Annotated in this window: 10 protein-coding genes; 9 read left to right on the plus strand and 1 reads right to left on the minus strand. The window is 53.5% G+C overall.

Annotated elements, in window-relative coordinates:
- Positions 1 to 53 precede the first annotated feature (53 nt).
- From BLX24_RS10385 to BLX24_RS10425, 9 genes are all read left to right on the plus strand, one after another.
- Positions 54 to 3,044: a SusC/RagA family TonB-linked outer membrane protein gene (locus BLX24_RS10385; protein ID WP_143092639.1), complete on the plus strand. Its 2,991-nt coding sequence runs from the start codon at positions 54 to 56 to the stop codon at positions 3,042 to 3,044.
- A 130-nt stretch (positions 3,045 to 3,174) separates the two neighbouring features.
- Entirely contained in the window at positions 3,175 to 4,767 is a 1,593-nt protein-coding gene (locus BLX24_RS10390) for a RagB/SusD family nutrient uptake outer membrane protein (RefSeq protein WP_071503055.1), read from the plus strand.
- A 64-nt stretch (positions 4,768 to 4,831) separates the two neighbouring features.
- Entirely contained in the window at positions 4,832 to 6,139 is a 1,308-nt protein-coding gene (locus BLX24_RS10395) for a SusE domain-containing protein (RefSeq protein WP_071503056.1), read from the plus strand.
- 178 nt (positions 6,140 to 6,317) lie between these two features.
- The gene (locus BLX24_RS10400) at positions 6,318 to 10,574 is read left to right on the plus strand and encodes a hypothetical protein (RefSeq protein ID WP_143092640.1); all 4,257 of its coding nucleotides are present in this window, start codon (positions 6,318 to 6,320) and stop codon (positions 10,572 to 10,574) included.
- A gap of 48 nt (positions 10,575 to 10,622) precedes the next feature.
- Positions 10,623 to 12,170, plus strand: a complete 1,548-nt coding sequence (locus BLX24_RS10405; protein WP_083421901.1) for an alpha-amylase family glycosyl hydrolase — start codon at positions 10,623 to 10,625, stop codon at positions 12,168 to 12,170.
- Positions 12,171 to 12,185: 15 nt separating this feature from the next.
- Entirely contained in the window at positions 12,186 to 13,709 is a 1,524-nt protein-coding gene (locus BLX24_RS10410) for an alpha-amylase family glycosyl hydrolase (protein WP_071503058.1), read from the plus strand.
- 150 nt (positions 13,710 to 13,859) lie between these two features.
- Positions 13,860 to 14,633 (plus strand): GIN domain-containing protein, encoded by a 774-nt coding sequence (locus BLX24_RS10415; protein ID WP_071503059.1) that lies wholly within the window; start codon positions 13,860 to 13,862, stop codon positions 14,631 to 14,633.
- An 11-nt stretch (positions 14,634 to 14,644) separates the two neighbouring features.
- Positions 14,645 to 15,637, plus strand: a complete 993-nt coding sequence (locus BLX24_RS10420; protein WP_071503060.1) for a sensor histidine kinase — start codon at positions 14,645 to 14,647, stop codon at positions 15,635 to 15,637.
- The gene (locus BLX24_RS10425) at positions 15,634 to 16,407 is read left to right on the plus strand and encodes a LytR/AlgR family response regulator transcription factor (RefSeq protein ID WP_071503061.1); all 774 of its coding nucleotides are present in this window, start codon (positions 15,634 to 15,636) and stop codon (positions 16,405 to 16,407) included. The genes BLX24_RS10420 and BLX24_RS10425 overlap by 4 nt, the downstream gene beginning before the upstream one ends.
- A gap of 87 nt (positions 16,408 to 16,494) precedes the next feature.
- On the opposite strand, the gene BLX24_RS10430 is transcribed toward BLX24_RS10425, so the two are convergent.
- Positions 16,495 to 18,534, minus strand: coding sequence for a M3 family metallopeptidase (locus BLX24_RS10430; RefSeq protein ID WP_071503062.1), 2,040 nt, complete (start codon positions 18,532 to 18,534; stop codon positions 16,495 to 16,497).
- Positions 18,535 to 18,560 lie beyond the last annotated feature (26 nt).

Raw genomic sequence — 18,560 nt, forward strand, 5'->3', positions numbered from 1 at the left:
CAAAAGAACCCTCGGCTCATTTTCTTAACATACTAGTTTCGTACACTCTACTCATGATGAAACAACATTACAAGCCTTTCCGGCAAGTGGATGTTAACCGTCGTTTCCGGCGGTTGTCGTCATTGATGATGCTGTTTGTTTTCGGACTGCTCAGCATGGCAGCAATGGCGCAGGATGTTACCATCACCGGTATCATCCGCGAAAAAGACGGCGCACTTTTACCGGGTGCTAATATCGTCGTTAAAGGCACTACCCGCGGTACACAATCAGACGTTAACGGCACGTACAAACTCATCGCTCCGGCTAACTCCACGCTTATTTATAGCTTCGTTGGCAAGAATCCACAGGAAGTGGTGGTCGGTAACCGTACGTCGATTGATGTAACACTGGAAGACGATGCCAAGTCGCTTACCGAAGTAGTCGTGATTGGTTACGGTACGCAGCGCAAAAAAGACCTGACCGGTTCGGTAGCCGCGATCTCATCAAAGGATTTCGTACAGGGACAGATCACTAACCCGGAGCAACTGGTTGCCGGTAAGGTAGCCGGTGTGCAAATCACCTCAAACGGTGGAGCACCGGGCTCGGGCAGCCAGATCCGTATCCGTGGCGGTTCATCGCTGAACGCGAACAACGATCCCCTGATCGTCATCGACGGAGTACCGGTGGATAACAACGGTATCTCAGGCTCGCCAAACCCGTTGGGTATGATCAACCCGAACGACATTGAGACGATGACCGTACTGAAAGATGCGTCGGCCACGGCCATCTACGGTTCGCGGGCGTCTAACGGGGTTATCCTGATCACAACGAAAAAAGGCGTAAAAGGCGACCGTATCCGGTTCAACTTCAGCTCACAGGAGTCGCTGTCGAAAAACTACAAGCAGTTGAATGTTCTGTCGGCCGACGATTTCCGCGCGCTGGTCAACAGCAAAGGTACGGCCGCTCAAAAGGCGCTGATGGGCAAGGAAAGCACCAACTGGCAGGACGCTATTTTCCAGACTGGTTTCACCCACGACAACAACCTGAGTGCTACCGGTTCACTGGCCGGCATGCCGTTCCGGGCATCAGTAGGGTATCTGGGCCAGAAAGGCATTCTGAAAACCTCGGATCTGGGCCGTACGTCGGGCTCTCTGGGTATCTCGCCGATGTTGTTCAACAACCACCTGCGCATTGATGTAAACCTGAAAGGTACCATCGCCAATAGCCGTTTCGCCGATCAGGGCGCAATCGGTGCAGCCGCCTTCTTCGACCCGACACAGCCAATCTACAGCGGAAACAATAATTTCGGCGGTTATTTCGAATGGCTGGATCCGTCAACCAAACTGCCGAATACACTGGCTACCAAAAACCCGGTAGCGATACTGGACCTGAAACAGGACAAAAGCACGGTAAAACGCAGCATCGGTAATGCTCAGTTTGACTATAAATTCCACTTCCTGCCGGAGTTGCGTGCTAACCTGAACCTCGGTTACGACGTTTCATCAAGTGAAGGCACGATCTATATTCCTACGTTTGCCGGGCTTCAGTATGCGCGTAAAGGCACAAACAACCAGTATTCGCAGACGAAGACCAACAAACTGTTAGAATTCTACCTGAACTACACCAAAGATCTGCGCAGCATTGCCAGCCGGATCGAGGTACTGGGTGGTTATTCGTACCAGGACTTTATCCGCGAAAGCCCGGCTTATCCGGACGTGAACGCCGAAAACGTGGTGATCAGCCCTGCCGGTATTCCGTTCAAGACTCAGAATACGCTGGTGTCTTTCTACGGCCGTGCCAACTACACACTGAAAGACCGGTATCTGGTAACATTCACACTGCGGGATGACGGTTCATCGCGCTTCAGCCCGAGCACCCGCTGGGGGCTGTTCCCATCGGCGGCTTTTGCCTGGAAAATTAAGGAAGAGTCTTTCCTGCGCAATTCCACCGTTATTCAGGACCTCAAACTGCGCTTAGGCTACGGGGTTACCGGTCAGCAGGACGTGGGTAGCGATTACCCGTATCTGGCCCGCTATACATACGGGCAGAGCACCGCTCAGTACCAGTTAGGCAATGGCTTTATCCAGACATTACGTCCGGAAGGCTACGACGCCAACCTGCGCTGGGAATCAACGACGACCTACAACGCCGGTCTTGATTTCTCCCTGTTCAAAGGCAAACTCAGCGGTACCATTGACGTGTACCAGAAAAAGACAAAGGATCTGTTGAGCGTGATTCCGGTACCTGCCGGTTCTAACCTGACCAACCGTATCCTGACCAATGTAGGTAACCTCGAAAACCGTGGTATTGAGCTGGGGCTGAACGCGACGCCGGTTTCGACCGACAAGTTTACGTGGGATGCTAACTTTAATATTACCTACAACGAAAACAAAATCACGAACCTGACGAAAGTACCGACGCCGAATGATCCGGGCGTACTGGTTGGGGGTATCTCTGGCGGTGTGGGTAATACCGTACAGATTCACACCGTTGGTTATCCGACATTTGCCTATTACCTCTACAAGCAGGTATATGACGCCAACGGCAAGCCAATCGAAGGTCTGTACGTAGATCAGGACGCCAATGGCATCCTGAACCTGGCCGACCGCTACCGCTACAAATCACCGAACCCGAAGGTGTATCTGGGCTTCAGCTCGAACTTTACAATGGATAAGTTTACGGTAGCGTTCACGCTGCGCGGCAACATCGGCAACTACGTGTATAACAACATCAACTCAGGTGCCGGTGCGTTGCAGAACGTGTTCAATACCAACAACTACCTGTCGAATGTATCGTCAAGTGTGTTGTCGACCAACTTCCAGACGAACCAGTACTTCAGCGATTACTATCTGGAAAACGCGTCGTTTCTCCGCATGGAAAACCTGACCGTCGGCTACAACGTCTATCAGTCAAAGCGGGCCAATGCACGCCTTACGGCAGCAGCGCAGAACCTGTTTGTATTGACGAAGTACTCAGGTCTGGATCCTGAAATCCCTGGCGGTATTGATAATAACTTCTATCCGCGCCCACGGACACTAACGCTTGGGTTAAACGTAAGCTTCTAGACATAAACTAATCTGCCGGAAGAGTTTGACGTTTGCCGAAAGCGCAACAAGAGGTGAATAGGCAACAACTTTTATTGGGTATGCTCCGGCAAACGACTCAAACTCTTCTGACTTTGTTTTTTAGAAAACGATGAAAGTATTCGGACTAAAACATATTTCTGCACTGGGCATTATGACGGCAATGCTGACCGTTTCGTCCTGTGTACAAGACCTTGACCGGCAACCGTTCTACGACATTACGTCGGCAACGGTTTATAATGACCCGGCCAATTACAAGAAAATTCTGGCGAAAGTCTATGCCGGTCTGGCCGTAAGCGGTCAGCAGGGGCCTGCCGGTCAGCCGGATATCAGCGGTATCGACGAAGGGTTCTCGACCTACCTGCGCCAGTACTGGAAAGCGCAGGAACTACCAACCGACGAAGCCGTTATCGGCTGGAACGACGGTAGCTTACCAGACTACCACCGCATGACCTGGACATCGAGCAACGAATTTATCGCGGCGATGTACAACCGGCTGTACTACCAGATTGCGCTCTGCAACGAGTTCATCCGCGAAACAACCGACGATAAACTCAGCAGCCGAGGCATTACCGGAACGACCGCGACCGAGGCCAAAGCGTACCGCGCCGAAGTTCGTTTCCTGCGCGCCCTGAGCTACTACCACGCACTCGACATGTTCGGCAATGTACCGTTCGTGACCGAAAACGACGCCGTTGGTTCATTCCTGCCTAAGCAGACAACCCGCGCCGAACTGTTCAACTACGTTGAGTCAGAACTGAAAGCCATCGAAAACGACCTGGTAGCGGCCCGTCAGAATGAATATGGCCGCGCCGATAAAGCGGCGGCCTGGACATTGCTGACGAAGCTCTATCTAAATGCGCAGGTGTATATCGGACAGGCAAAATATACGGAGGCGATCACATATGCCGCCAAGGTAATCGGGGCCGGTTATACTCTGGATCCGGAATACCGTAAGCTGTTCCTGGCCGACAACAACAAATCGCCGGAAATGATTTTCCCGGTTACGTTCGACGGCCAGAATACGAAAACCTACGGGGGCATGACCTTCCTGGTACATGCACCGGTTGGCGGGTCGATGAACCCGGCTGATTTCGGTATCAACGGCGGCTGGGGTGGTGTCCGCACGACCAAAAACATTGTGAATTTGTTCAGCGATCCGACGGGTAGAATCGACAAGCGGGCTATGTTCTACACAACAGGCCAGAACCTCGAAATCGCCGATATCTCAACCTTTACGGATGGTTACGCCATTACGAAGTACAAAAACATCACCTCGGGTGGTGCTAAAGGCTCTGACCTGACCGGCGACTTTGTGGACACTGACTTCCCGCTGTTCCGGCTGGCCGATGTGTACCTGATGTATGCCGAAGCCGTTGTTCGCGGCGGTTCAGGTGGTACAACCGCACAGGCGTTGCAGTACGTGAACGCACTGCGTCAGCGGGCCTATGGCAACACGACCGGCAACGTAACGGCCCTGACACTGGACTTTATCCTGCAGGAACGTGCCCGTGAACTGTACTGGGAAGGCCACCGCCGTACCGATCTTATCCGGTTCGGTAAGTTTACCGATGCCAGCTACGTATGGCCGTGGAAAGGCAATGTAAAAGACGGGAAAGGAGTCGCCGACAACCTGAATCTGTTCCCGATTCCGGCAACCGACATCGTCGCCAATCCAAACCTGAAGCAAAACCCCGGTTATTAAGACATCGTGCTCTGCCTGACGGCCTGAATCCCCGCAGGCAGAGCCCAACCCAATATAGATCGCCATGAAGTTCAAAAAATTACTCTTATTGGTGGCCGCATTGCCCGTGTTGTGGTCGTGCGAAAAAGACGAAATCAAAGCCACGCTGAACCCGGGCGTTGTGCCGGTGATTTCAGTATCGTCGCAAAGCGTCGTTCTGACGAAAGATAATGCCGCTCAGGATGTACTGACGGTAAAATGGAGCCAGCCCGATTACGGTTTCCAGGCAGCATCGGCCTACACCGTATTAGTCGACAAAAAAGGCGGCGACTTCGCCAATGCGGTTAGTTTTGCCGTAGGCAGCAACCTGCAGAAAGTCTTCAAAGCCTCCGAACTGAACCCGGCCCTGCTGAAACTGGGGCTGAAAGCCGCCACCGCCGGTGATATCGACATCCGGGTGCAATCGGTGCTGGGGCCGAAAACGACGCTCTCGTCGGCCGTCAGCTCGATTAAAGCGACGCCTTACCTCGACAAACTGGACCTAAGCTCGAACTGGGGAGTAGTCGGCAGTGCCACTACCAACGGCTGGAACGGGCCGGATATGCCTTTCTACAAATCCGATAAGGCAAACGTATATGTTGCCTATGTAAACCTGGCCGTCGGTGAAATCAAAATCCGGCAGGATAACAAATGGGACGTTAACTACGGCGACGACGGAGCAAACGGAACACTTGAGGCCGGTGGCGCCAACATCGCGGTAAAAACTGCCGGTAACTACAAGATCACGTTCGATCAGGGTGCGCTGAAATACACCATTGAGAAGTATTCGTGGGGTATTGTCGGCAGTGCTACACCAAGCGGCTGGGCAGCGCCGGATGTACCGTTCTTCTACGACCCATCCTCGGATCAGTGGCGGGCGATTGCCACGCTGAAAGACGGCGAGATCAAGTTCCGTCAGAACGAAGACTGGGCCGTTAACTATGGCGACACAAAAGCTGACGGCGTGCTGGATGCCGGTGGCGACAACATGGTTGTAAAAGCCGGTACGTACCTGATTACGGTTGATTTTAAAACACTGAAATACACCATCGAAGCCTACAAAGTGTGGGGTGTGGTCGGCAGTGCAACACCGGCCGGCTGGAACGGGCCTGATGCCAAATTTAAACCGGATTTTGCCAACGATGGTATCTGGACGCTGACAGGCATCAAACTGATTGACGGCGAAATTAAATTCCGTCAGAATGATGCATGGGATGTAAACTACGGCGATACCAAAGCAGACGGTATCCTGGACGCCGGTGGTGACAACATTGTGGTAAAAGCCGGCACGTATGACATCACCCTCGACTTTTCCATTGCAAGCAAACCTACCTATAAACTAACCAGGAAGTAATCTGCTTCCCGGGGCGAGTGGGGGCTTTCGGGTCTCCACTCGTTTTTATTATTTTCCTTTTTCTTCTCTCTCACCTTCTCGCCCGCTTAAACCTGCCGGCCCGCACGGGCTCCGGACAGGCGTCTACACCCTTTTGAGCATCCACCGCAACAGAATGGTACCCTAACTTTATTTCATTATGCGTAAGGTTTATTTCTGGATTTGCTGCTTACTATGCGCCCTCAGCCTGACTGCTCATGCACAACAGGTTATGCTACAGGGGTTTTACTGGGATTACCCTAAAACAGGTCAGGGCTTCAATTGGTCAGATACCTTGCGCCTGAAAGCGCAGAAACTAGGACAGGCTGGCTTTACCCACGTATGGTATCCACCGTTTGCCGGAAATGGCAACAAAAGCGGTGGATACGATCCGAAAGATCTGTTTATCGGTAACTCGCAGACCTCACTGGGCACACTTCCACAAATTACGGCAATGGTTAACTCGTTTACTACCAACGGCATTACGCCCGTGGCCGACATGGTATATAACCACCGTGACGGCGGACGGCCCGAAAATAACCCTGCCGTTAAGGAGTATATGCTGAACTACGCCGGTGCCAATAATGGCAGCTGCAATTATGGTGATAATAACACCACGCAAACAACCACCTACAAGCAGCCGTTTCCCTCCGACCGTGTCAGAATGGTTGTGCCCGTTGGCGGATCAACCGGCCTTGGGGCAGGGCACTATTACATCAACATCAACTCACGGTCAGGCGGTTATGTAGGACAGCGGTATCTGTTGTACATCACGACCAACAAAGCAGGCGGCGGCTCGGCCTGGGATTTTGCCAATGGCTGTAGCGCCTCTTCCTCTGCAACGTCTGTCAACGCCCCTAATGGCACCTATCCAGCCAGTCTGCGGCAGGGCTACTGGGTGGAAATGAACAACAACAAAACTGAGTTTGATCTGAACCTGCAAGCCGCTGATTTTAATGCCGACGGCGACAGTTTGTTTATCCAGGCAGTCAACCTGTGCGGCAACTACACCGACCACCGCATCTGGAAAATATGGTATGGCGCCGGCAACTACGACATTGCGGATCAGGGGGCTCAGAACGGCACCAACTATAAACTTCTGTTCCAGACCTATACCGATTTTACCGGCTTACCCAGCAAACGAGGTGGTCTCAACTGGAACGCGTTCCGCCCCAACTGGAACGCCCAGAACATAGCCGCTACCAACGGCAGCGGCTACCACGACACCAGCAAGGGCGGGTATGGCTTTGGCGGCGCTACCGGCACCTGTCTCGGCCCGGCCTGGAGTCAGCAAAGTATGGACTATTTTAACGACTACGATCACTCGCAGTCGAGCGGGCGCGATACCTTGATTGCCTGGACAAAGTGGGCCTACGATCAGCTGGGATCTAAAGGGTTGCGGATGGATGCCGTTAAGCACTTTGACCCTAAGTTCGTTGCCGATATGCTCAGCAGCATGTACAACAGCGGCCGCGTCCCCAACCTGGTTGTTGGCGAATGGTACGGCGAAAACCTGAACGAACTGCAAGGCTGGGTCAACAACGTCTCCACCCACCTGAACCTGCTCAACCCGTCGGCGGCCAGTGCTATTCCGGTTAAGGTGTTTGACTTTTCGCTGCGCCGCGCCCTGAAAGATGCGATTGACAACGGGGCCAATGCGCGGCAGGTCTATTTCTCCGGCTTGCGGGATGGTAAAGGCATGTCGGGTTTCAACATCGTAACTTTCCTCAATAACCACGATTTCCGGTCATCGAACCAGTCTTACGGCGATGCCCTGGTACACACTAACCCCATACTCGGGTATGCTTACCTGCTGACAAATAACCAGCTTGGGGTTCCTTCGGTCTTCTACCCTGATTACTACGGGTATCCGGCCCGGAATACAACCTTTGGCTCCGACACCTATCCATTCGATTATCATCCGGCCGGGTTAAGTCCGATGAAGAAGGAGATTGATCAGTTAATGCTGGTGTTAAAAAAATACATCACCGGCGCACAGGGTGTAAGTTACCTCAACCACTATGGCGGAACCGGCAACGCACCCGCTTCACCAACCAACTTCATCAGCGGCGATTACAACCGGTGTCTGATTTATCAGCTGAACGGAACCGGCGCCGCCGGTGGTAAAGACGTTATTGTGGCCATCAACTTCGATTCGAACCCGTTAAAGGTTGATCATGCCATTGCCACACAAAACGGCATCGGGAACGGTACCCGTTTTCTGGATGTGCTGGGTCGCTCGGCCTTTCCGTTTGGCGTGGTCGACGGCCAAAACCGGATGTATATCGAACTGCCGGCGAAAAGCTATTCGGTTTGGGTAAGGGATGCGACTCCCCTATCAGCAACGCTGGCATCCGCTCCGGCCAACGGTACGATCTGCCCTGGCCAGTCTGCTACATTGACCATTAACGCCGTTGGCGGAACGGCTCCTTACAGCTACTCGTTCTCATCGAACGCTACGGCCACGGGCAGCAGCAGTGTGGTATCGGCTACGGCAAGCGGAACCTACTCCGTTACGGTCACGGATGCCCTCGGCTTAACAACCATTGCTTCGGTGGTTATTGCTCAATATAGCGTATCGTCTCTGGTCGTAAGCAACAACACCCCAATCTGTGCGGGTACACCGGTGAGCCTGTCGGCCACTACCGGATTCAGCAGCTACACGTTTTCCGGTAACAGCATGACGACCAGTGACAGTAGCCCTGTTCTTTCCCTGACTCTGACAGCAGGCACTTACGCCTATACCGTCACAGCAACGGACGCCAATGGTTGTACGGCCATCAGTAATGCATCTTCTGTCACGGTCAACGCCCTTCCGGTTACCTCGCTGAGCGCCGTTGGCAGTGGCCTGATAACCTGTGCCGGTCCGGCGACCCTGGTTGCTTCCGGAGCCAGCAGTTATACACTTGCAGGCCCTGATAATTACAGTCTGGCGCAAAACACAACGGACTTCATTGTTACTTCGGCAGGCGTTTACACGTTGACGGGTCAGAATACCGCAGCTTGCCTAACCAGCGCAACGCTGACGGTTTCCGCCGATCAGGGCGCCCCAACGGTCAGCATCAGCCCGTCTGCCCTCACCCTGACCTGCGCCAGCCCGACGGCCTCGCTGTCGGTCAACGGAACGGGCAACATTCGGTGGGACAACGCCTCTACGGACATCACCCGCACCGTCAGCACGTCGGGCACCTACTCGGTTACGCTGACCGCCGCTAATGGATGCACCAACACCGCCAGCCTGACGGTTTCCGCCGATCAGGGCGCCCCAACGGTCAGCATCAGCCCGTCTGCCCTCACCCTGACCTGCGCCAGCCCGACGGCCTCGCTGTCGGTCAACGGAACGGGCAACATTCGGTGGGACAACGCCACTACGGACATCACCCGCACCGTCAGCACGTCGGGCACCTACTCGGTTACGCTGACCGCCGCCAACGGATGCACCAACACCGCCAGCATTCAGGTCGCTGAAGATAAAACGCCTCCTGTCGCAGGTATTTCCGGCAGTACATCACTCTGCACCGGTCAGTCGATAACCTTAACCGCTACCGGCTCCGGCACGTACCGCTGGGAGGACAACTCTACCAGTCCGACACGTACGGTTTCGCCATCGGCAGGCACCACTTACAGTGTTACGCTAACCGGCACAAACGGATGTACAGCCACAGCAAACCAAAGCGTCAGCGTTACGGCACCGCCGGTTGTCAGCATTACACCGGCCACTATAACCGTTGCCGCTGGACAAAATGTAACCCTGTCGGCCGCCACTGCCAACAGCTATCTGTGGTCAACCCAGGCAATGACACCACAGATTTCGGTATCATCAGCCACGGCCGGCTCAGCAACCTATTCGGTAACAGGCACATCGTCCGGTTGTTCGGCCACGGCTACCGCTACTGTCTCCTATACCGGCACACCGCCCTGCAACCGGGCAGCCGCATTACAGGTAAGCCAAAGCGGCTGGATGTGTAACGGCAGCGGACTGGTTTCACTGTCGGCTACCGGACCCGGAAGCTACACGCTGACCGGCCCGGGCGGAACGCAGCCGATGCCGGGCGGAATCGCTACCGTAAGTCAGGCCGGTACCTATACCATTGCGACGTTGAATGGCGGCTGTCTGGAAACCAGCACCATCACCGTTGCACCAACAACACAGTCTCCGGTAGTATCCAGCCTGACGCTGAGCAGTCCGTTGACCAGTAATACCTGCGCCGTCAAAATCACAGGTTTAGCCACCGGGACCAACTTCGTTTTCAGGGGCCCGAATGACTATGTATTCAGCAATGTTTACCGCGTGCCGGTAAGCACAACAGCGTTTGCACTGAATGTTCGTAAGCCGGGCACATACTGGCTTACCACCTACCTCGGCGGCTGTTCGGTTACCAATTCCATTGTGGTTACCGGAACCGCTTGTCCATAACGAACCGGCAGTCCGGCTCCCTAACCGGGCTGCTTTTTTTTACTTTGTATGAAACGATTCATTCTCTCTCTCTTTACCAGCGCCCTGGCCATTGGTCAGGCGGCTTACGCACAACCTAAAACGCCTAAGGTTTGCTACGAGATTTTCGTCCGCTCCTTTGCCGACTCCAACGGTGACGGTCTGGGCGATCTTAACGGCATCACTGCCAAACTGGATTATCTGAAAAACCTGGGAGTGGATGCCCTCTGGCTGACTCCGATCAGTAAATCGCCTTCGTATCACAAGTACGATGTCGTTGATTACAAATCCATTGATCCGGAATATGGTACCCTGGAGGATTACAAGCGGCTGATTCAGGAGGCCCACAAACGGGGTATTCTGGTATTCAAAGACTTTGTCATTAACCATTCGAGCAGTGAGCATCCGTGGTTTGTGTCGGCCAAAAGCGCAAAAACAAGTCCGTACCGCAACTACTACAACTGGCTGCCGCCTAAAACCATTGACTCGCTGGGGATCGCTACGCGCGAAGCTGCCGGTGGTTCATGGGAGCTTACCCCATGGCATTTTGCCAACAAGGGTGACGACGAAAAATATTACGGCCTCTTCACAGGAATGATGCCTGATCTGAATTACGACAACCCGCAACTCCGGAAAGAAATCTACGAAATCGGTAAGTGGTGGCTGCGCGACATCGGCGTCGACGGCTTCCGGCTCGATGCGGCCAAGCATATTTACCCGGATTGGGAGGCCCCGAAATCACATGCGTTCTGGCAGGAGTTTTACAAGGAAATGGCCAGTGTAAAACCGGAAGTGTACCTGATCGGTGAGGTCTGGACAACACCCGACAAAGTAGCCCCTTACTTCAAAGGATTACCGGCCAATTTTAATATTGACGCGCACCTGAAACTGCACGACATCCTGAAAACCGGCAACGAACACGGTTTCGTTAAAAAGCTGATCAGTGATTACAAAACGTATGCGGCGGCTAACCCGAACTTTATCGACGCCCCGATTCTGAGTAACCACGACGGAACGCGGATCGGAACGGTGATCGGCGGCGACATCAACAAGATGAAGGCGGCCGCTAACCTGCTGCTCACCCTGCCGGGCGAACCCTATCTGTACTACGGCGAAGAAATCGGGATGCTGGGCGAAAAACCGGATGAATTCCTCCGTGAACCATTCCTGTGGACGGCTCAGGCCACTGACAAAAGCCGGCCAACCTGGGAAAAACCCCGCTTCTCGACCGATCAGACCGTACGGCCGCTGAGCGTTCAGCAGGCCGATCCGAACTCACTGTACAATCACTATAAAAAGCTGATTGCCTTCCGGAAAAGCCAGCCGGCACTGGTACAGGTGACGCCGGTCAATCTGGAAGAATCCGGAATTGATCAGGATGGCATTCTGTCATTTATCCGGCCGCATCAGCAAGGGAATCTGGTTGTGATTCAGAATCTGACCGGCGAAATGAAGACCATTCCATTCTCTTCTACAACTAAATCATACAAAAAGGTGTTATTTCGGACAAATTCGGCCAACGTCGTCAATGGTGCGCTGCAGTTAGGCGCGTATGGCATGGCGGTTTTAGCGAAATAAGTTCAGAAAACACCTATGACAACCAGTAATGTATCCGTTACGGCGGCCAGAATGGGCCATACCGGCGTTCACTATGAGATTTTTGTCCGTGCCTTTGCCGACTCTAACGGCGACTCCATTGGCGACCTGAATGGCGTAACGGCCAACCTCGATTACCTGAAAGACCTGGGCGTAGCGGCTATCTGGCTGATGCCGGTAAACCCGTCACCATCGTATCATAAATACGATGTGGTCGATTATTACGGCATTGATCCCGAATACGGCACCCTGGAGGATTTCAAACGATTGGTACAGGAGGCCCATCGCCGGGGCATAAAGGTAATCATGGATTTTGTGATTAATCACACAAGCCGGCAGCACCCGTGGTTTCTGGAAGCCTGTAAAGGTCCCGATAATCCGTATTGGGATTGGTATGTCTGGATGACGCCGAAGCAAATCAAAGACCTGAACATTGCCACCCGCGAAATTACGGCCGACTCGCAGGAGAAAAATCCGTGGCACAAAGTGCCGAAATCGGCCTATGACGAGCGGTACTATGCCCTGTTCTGGAGCGGGATGCCCGATCTGAATTACGACAACCCGAACGTCCGGCGCGAAATCTATAAAGCAGGAAAATACTGGCTGGGCGAAATCGGGGTCGACGGATTCCGGCTTGATGCGGCCCGCCATATCTACCCGGACTGGGAAGAACCCAAGAACCACGCGTTCTGGGAAGAGTTCCGGCAGGAAATGGAATCGGTAAAACCGGATGTATACCTGATTGGCGAAGTATGGACCCGTCCCGAACGGATTGCGCCCTATTTCCGGGGGCTGCATGCCAATTTCAACTTTGACCTTCAGCTGGCACTGGTCGAAATCATCCGCAACGAGGCAGATACCGAATCCATCATTCCGTACCTCAACGATGTACATGCCGCATTCAGCAACGTCAATCCGCAGTTTATCGACGCCCTGATTCTGTCGAACCACGATCAGGAACGGATTGGTTCTTCGCTGAACGGTAATATTGACCACCTGAAAGTCGGGGCCAACCTGCTCATGACCTTGCCGGGCAACCCATACATGTATTATGGCGAGGAAATCGGGATGCTCGGGCCCAAGCCTGACGAATACATCCGGGAACCCTTTATCTGGGACATCGGGAAAAACGACCGCCAACGGGCCCGCTGGCGGAAAGCCCGCTACTCAACGAGCCGGACGGTGCGGCCGCTGACCCGGCAAAAGAAAGACCCGAATTCGCTCTATCACCACTACCGGCGGTTTATTCATTTCCGGAATCAGCATCCGGTACTGAACGACAACCTGAGCCGGCTCGAACACGCAGGCATCCGGCAGGATGGCATCGTGTCGTTTATCCGCTGCTCAAACGGGCAGCGTCTGCTGGTGGTGCAGAATCTGACCGGAAAAGCGATTGACGTAGTTTTTTCGCCGACCGAAGCCGAACTCAATACGATTATTTTCCAAACAATAGAGGGCACATCACTGGCCGACGGTATACTCAGGTTACCGGCTTACGGCTGTGCCCTTCTCGAAGCCTGATCAAACGCCCCCGTTTCAGACGGGGGCGTTATTGTTTCCCCCGTCGCTCTCTGCCCGCTGCTCGTCAGCAATTTTCTACACTTCGTCGTTTCCCGATTGTGGTTCGGTTGGTTAGCTGCCATCTTTGTATAACCAAAACGAACAACAAGCATGAACGCAATCGCCGGTTCGATCCTCAGTATGGAACTGATGTCGACCAACCCTGCCAACCAGTACTTTCAGATCGTCATTGTCTCCGTCGGGCTGCTTACACTCATTGCCACAATCTGGTGGCAGATCGACACGGCCTCGGAGGAAGAAAACAGCGAAACGGTCACGATCAGCCCGTTCGATACCATTGATCTGTCCGGGGCATTGCATGTGCTGGTGCTGGCCAGCAACGATACCACCCTTAAACTACGGGGCAGCCGCAAAGCCTTGTCGTGGCTGCGTGTCCGGCAATATGGTCAGACCCTCAAGATTGGCAATCGCTTTTTCCTGAAGGCATGGGGGCACCATAAATCACTGTTTATCACCATCACTACCCCTACGCTGCGGCATCTGGAAATCTCAGGCGCGAATGTGGTGCAGGTCAATGGCTTTACGGATCTGGCCTCGCTGGATATGAACATCACCGGCGCCTCCAACGTCTCGTTTGAAGGAACGGTCGGCTTTTTGAGCACGGAAATTACCGGGGCGTCGCGCCTTACCTTACAGGGAGCGGGGCAACACCTGAACGCCGAAATCACCGGGGCGTCTTCACTCCATGCGCTGCATTATGCCGCCGAAATTGCCAGCCTTGAACTCGCCGGAGCCTGTTCGGCACGGGTAAAAGTCAGCCGGCAACTAACGGCCGAGCTGGCGGGTGCCAGCCGGGTACAGTATCAGGGTGAGCCGATGATGCATGTCAAATCGGCAGGGGCCAGTTCAGTAAGCCGCGTTTAATTCCGGAACCTATGCGCCGATTCGCGAAGCTTGTCATCCCCGCCGCCGGAGTCATTACCTTTCTGCTGCTGATCGAAACCCCGCTGCCGCTTCCAACACGGCTGCAAATCATTGGTCTGGTTTTACTGTCGGCCGTGATCATTTACCGGTCGCTGGCGTTGTCGATCAATTACCTGATCACCCGCTCGGCCGAACGCCTGACGCCTAAGCAGATCATTGCCAATATGGTTTCTTCCAGCGTTTTTCTGGCAGCGCTGATCGGCTCCTTTGCGACCATCACCTTTGAGTGGCTGATCGGGGTGCACCTGACGGCAATCGACTATGTCTATAACATCGGGCTGTTCAGCGTCATTGCGGCGGGGGTAACGGCCATTTACTCGCTCCGATCGTTTGTGCAGCGCTGGAAAAGCCTGTTGCTGATGGAAGAAGGGCTGAAACAAGCTGTACTGAAAGCCGAGTTTGAGTCGCTGAAAAATCAGGTAAATCCGCATTTCCTGTTCAATTCACTAAATATCCTGAGTGCGCTCATTCCTGAAGATCCGGCCAAATCGGTGCAGTTTGTGGAGCGGTTGTCGAAAGTATTCCGGTATAGCCTGCAACACGCTGATCAGAATACGGTCGAACTGGCCACTGAGCTCAAAGTTGCCGAATCATACCTGTTTATCAATCAGATGCGGTTTGGCGACAACTTTTCGTATGACTTCGATCTGCCGGATGCCGATAAACCAAAACGCATTGTCACCCAGGGCCTGCTAACCTTGCTGGAAAATGCCCTGAAACACAACGAATGCTCACGGGAGCGGCCGTTGCACATCCAGGTTAGCGCTGAGGAAGCGTACCTGATCATTACCAATAACTATCAACCCAAAGGCAAACTGGGGACTGACTCAACAGGCATCGGCCTGAAGAACCTGCAGGACCGCTACGCCCGGCTGGCTGCCGACCGACCAGTCAGCATCAGTCAGACAGACACTGCTTTTATGGTAAAACTGCCACTACTATGAACGTATTGATTATTGAAGATGAACCACTTGCCGTAAAACGCATCGAATCTTTGCTCAAGGAAGCAGCCCCTGACCTGCGCGTGGTTGGCCAGATAGATACCGTGCGGGGAGCGGTCAGATGGTGGGAACAACTACCGGACAACATGGCCCTTAAGCCCGATTTACTCCTGATGGATATTCAACTGGCCGACGGCCTGAGCTTCGAGATTTTCCAGCAGGTTGCCGTTGATACCCCGGTAATTTTTACGACGGCCTACGACGAATACGCCTTAAAGGCGTTCAAAGTCAACAGCGTGGATTACCTGCTGAAACCCATCGAATTAGACGAACTAAAAACCGCAATTGATAAGTTCCGGCAACGGCAGCGGGGCGCCATGTCTGACAGTCTGATCAACATGCTGGAGACCTATGGCATAAAACCGATTCAGTACAAAAACCGGTTTCTGATCAGGCAGAACGGCCGCTTTGATGTGGTAGATACGAGCGATGTCCTCTACGCCTATGCCGACGATAAGGTCATTTTTCTGGTCACCAGCCAGTCGCGGAAGTACGTCATCGACGAAACGCTGGACGAACTGGCCCCGAAACTTGATCCGAAGCTGTTTTACCGCATCAGCCGCAAGTATATCTGCCACCTGTCGGCTATTGAGCGCATCGAACCCTACTTCAACGGCCGGCTCCGGCTGTGGCTCAAAAACCGCCCTGCCGATGAAGAAATTTATGTGAGCCGCGAACGGGCCGAAGGCTTTAAGCAGTGGCTTAATAATTAAGCACTTATACAAAAAAACACCACATAGCCACATAGAAACCATAGCTTTCTGCTTATGAATCCGGTGAGGCTATGTGGTAAAATTCGTTTACGCCAGCAATCCGCTCCGGCGGAGCATGGCTTTCGGCGACGGTTCGCGGCCCCGGAATTTCTTGTACAGGTCCATTGGCTTTTCGCTGCCGCCCTTTTCGAGTACATATTTCCGGAAGCTGTCGGCTACCGCTTTGTTTTGAATACCGCCGTTTTCCATAAAAGCGTCGAAGGCATCGGCGTCGAGTACCTCCGACCACTTATAGCTGTAATAACCAGCCGAATAGCCGCCGGCAAAAATGTGTGAGAACGACGGGCTGAACGCAACCCCTTCCACCCGCGGCAATAACTGCACCAGGGCATCAATCCGGCCTTCGACCTCCGCAACAGATTCGCCCGTTGGCGGCTGGTTGTGCCAGTACATGTCTGTCAGGCCGAAACGCAGCTGACGCAGGTTCGCCATGCCGGCCATGAAATTCTGGCTGGCTTTAATTTTGTCAATCAGTTCATTCGGGATTACCTCGCCGGTCTGGTAATGTCTGGCAAACAGTTTAAGCGCTTCGGGCTCATAACACCAGTTTTCCATTACCTGCGACGGCAGCTCTACGAAGTCACGCGGCACGTTGGTTCCGCTCAGGCTTTCATATTGCCCGTTGGCCAGCATACCGTGCAGCGCATGTCCGAACTCATGGAACAAGGTTGTCACCTCCATGAATGTCAGCAGCGAGGGTTTAGTCTCCGTCGGGCGGCTGAAGTTGCAGACATTGACAATGTGCGGCCGGATGTTTACACCGTCGACAATTTTCTGTCCCTGGAGGTCGTTCATCCAGGCACCGGCGCGTTTACCCTCACGCGGGAAATAATCGCCGTAAAATACCGACAGAAAGCTACCATCGGCATCGAATACCTCATAGGCCTTCACCTCAGGGTGATACACCGGTATCTCTTTATTTTCGGTAAAGGTCAAACCATACAGCTTGTTCGCCACCAGAAACACGCCTTCCAGTACATTATCCAGCTCAAAATACGGCTTCAGTGTTTCATCGTCCAGCTCGTATTTTTCCTTTTTCAGCTTTTCACTGTAATAGGCATAATCCCACTGCTGAACGCTCTCGCCGGTAAAGCCGTTGGCTTTTGCATAGGCATTCAGTTCGGCCAGCTGGGCTTCGGCGGCCGGTCTGGCATACTCCACCAGCTCATTCAGAAACGCCTCTACCTTATCACTCGAACCGGCCATGCTCTCTTCCAGCACAAAATCGGCGTGGGTCTTGTAACCCAGCAGGTTGGCCCGTTCGTGGCGCAGCGCCACCGTTTGCTGAATGATTGCCTGATTATCGTTTTTATTGCCCCGGCCACCACGGCTGTTGTAGTCGACAAACAGTTTTTTACGCAATTCGCGGTTGTCGGCATACTGCATAAACGGTATGTAGCTTGGCATCTGAAGCGTAAATAGCCATCCGTCAACACCTTTTGCCGTGGCCAGCGCTTTGGCCCCCTCGCGGGCAAAGTCCGGCAAACCGGCCAGGTCGTTTTCGTCTGTCACGACCATCTTATACTCGTTGGTTTCGTTCAGGACGTTTTCGCCGAACTGCAGCGACAACCGGGATAGTTCCTTATCAATTTCCCGCAAACGCTCCTTGTCCGCCGCATCCAGATTGGCACCGTTGCGGGCAAACCGCTTGTATGCCTTTTCGAGCAACATGCTACTCTCGGGATCAAGGTTCAGGGTATCGCGTTTGTCCCAAACCGCCTTAATCCGGGCAAACAGGGCTTCATTCAGCGTTACGTCGTTGCCATACTCACTCAGCAGCGGAGAAGCGGTCCGGACAATTTCCTGAATTTCTGCACTGGTTTCAGCTGCATTCAGGTTAAACAGCACCGAGGCTACCCGATTCAGCAGAAAGCCCGAATGTTCGAGTGCCACAACGGTATTCTCAAACGTCGGAGCATCCGGATTACCCGTAATCGCCTCTATTTCGTTACGTCCTTCGGCCAGCGCTTCATGCAGGGCCGGCAGAAAATGTTCGTTTTTTATCTGGTCAAAAGGAGCCGTTTCGTGCGGGGTCCGGAACGGCTGTACTAAGGGATTATCAAGCATACTAAAATTACATTATGATGGTTCGC

The organism is Arsenicibacter rosenii (genome assembly GCF_001870735.1).
Taxonomy (GTDB): Bacteria; Bacteroidota; Bacteroidia; order Cytophagales; family Spirosomataceae; genus Arsenicibacter; species Arsenicibacter rosenii.

What these genes read in the sequence shown, in the direction of transcription:
- BLX24_RS10400 (WP_143092640.1), top strand. Translation starts at nt 6,318, where the DNA reads ATGCGTAAGGTTTATTTCTGGATTTGCTGCTTACTATGCGCCCTCAGC.
- BLX24_RS10390 (WP_071503055.1), top strand. Translation starts at nt 3,175, where the DNA reads ATGAAAGTATTCGGACTAAAACATATTTCTGCACTGGGCATTATGACG.
- BLX24_RS10420 (WP_071503060.1), top strand. Translation starts at nt 14,645, where the DNA reads ATGCGCCGATTCGCGAAGCTTGTCATCCCCGCCGCCGGAGTCATTACC.
- BLX24_RS10425 (WP_071503061.1), top strand. Translation starts at nt 15,634, where the DNA reads ATGAACGTATTGATTATTGAAGATGAACCACTTGCCGTAAAACGCATC.
- BLX24_RS10395 (WP_071503056.1), top strand. Translation starts at nt 4,832, where the DNA reads ATGAAGTTCAAAAAATTACTCTTATTGGTGGCCGCATTGCCCGTGTTG.
- BLX24_RS10410 (WP_071503058.1), top strand. Translation starts at nt 12,186, where the DNA reads ATGACAACCAGTAATGTATCCGTTACGGCGGCCAGAATGGGCCATACC.
- BLX24_RS10385 (WP_143092639.1), top strand. Translation starts at nt 54, where the DNA reads ATGATGAAACAACATTACAAGCCTTTCCGGCAAGTGGATGTTAACCGT.
- BLX24_RS10415 (WP_071503059.1), top strand. Translation starts at nt 13,860, where the DNA reads ATGAACGCAATCGCCGGTTCGATCCTCAGTATGGAACTGATGTCGACC.
- BLX24_RS10430 (WP_071503062.1), bottom strand. Translation starts at nt 18,534, where the DNA reads ATGCTTGATAATCCCTTAGTACAGCCGTTCCGGACCCCGCACGAAACG.
- BLX24_RS10405 (WP_083421901.1), top strand. Translation starts at nt 10,623, where the DNA reads ATGAAACGATTCATTCTCTCTCTCTTTACCAGCGCCCTGGCCATTGGT.